This is a genomic window from Aeromonas sp. QDB62, assembly GCF_027705695.1.
Classification (GTDB): Bacteria; Pseudomonadota; Gammaproteobacteria; order Enterobacterales; family Aeromonadaceae; genus Aeromonas; species Aeromonas allosaccharophila.
In genome coordinates this window covers 1-748 of record NZ_JAPDCD010000136.1, presented here as the reverse complement: position 1 = coordinate 748, position 748 = coordinate 1, and the positions used below count along the sequence as shown (strand labels likewise).

General features: G+C 56.4%; 1 pseudogene. It reads left to right on the top strand.

Annotated elements, in window-relative coordinates:
* Positions 1 to 748: pseudogene (locus OKC27_RS22775) on the top strand (hypothetical protein); the annotation flags it as partial.

Here is a 748-nt window from a genome sequence, read left to right as displayed (position 1 = left end):
ACTTCCCTCCTTACCAAAGAACGTCAAGTTGCCGTAGACCGTAATCTGGTGCTGGCGGCGCGTGTCCGCACCCTCATTGCGGCGACACCTGCCGATGCCACGACCCATAGTTTTCATGCCTGGATCAGAGCTGAGATCGATGCATTCAAAGCGGCGGGCTTTACCGTACCGCAATATCATGCTCTTTCTGTTGCGCTTTCGTCCGTTCCCCAGACCATCAAGCAACCCGTCGATACCTCTCCACCTACTACAGGGGTCCCCCTCAGACAGGCGCTGACGAAGTTTATTGAGAGTAAGGCCAGTGAGGGGATCCAGCATAAATCCGTCGGACAACTCCAACTGCGGGTTCAGGCGTTCGTCACTTGGGCCAAGGGGCACATGGTCGATGAGATAACGCCTGCCCTAGCTCAAGCCTTCCGTAACACTCTGCTCCGTAACGACAGTATCAGCTTCAAAACCAAATCAGATTACCTTGCCGCCACCAAGCAGTTCTTCCGCTGGTGCATGATCCTGGGCTATTGCAGCCGCAACCCGTTCGACAGCTTAACGGCGGGCAAGAAGCCAGTGAAAAAGCGGGCAGATGAAGCCAGGGTACGCTGGCATCGCCCGCAACTGGACACCCTGTTTGCGAGCCTGCGAGCCAAACAATCCCAAAAAGGCAAAAAACTCAAGCCCCAGGACTTCTGGGTGCCGCTGCTCTGCCTCTACGCCGGACTGCGCCCGTCTGAGGCATGTCAACTCAAGACCC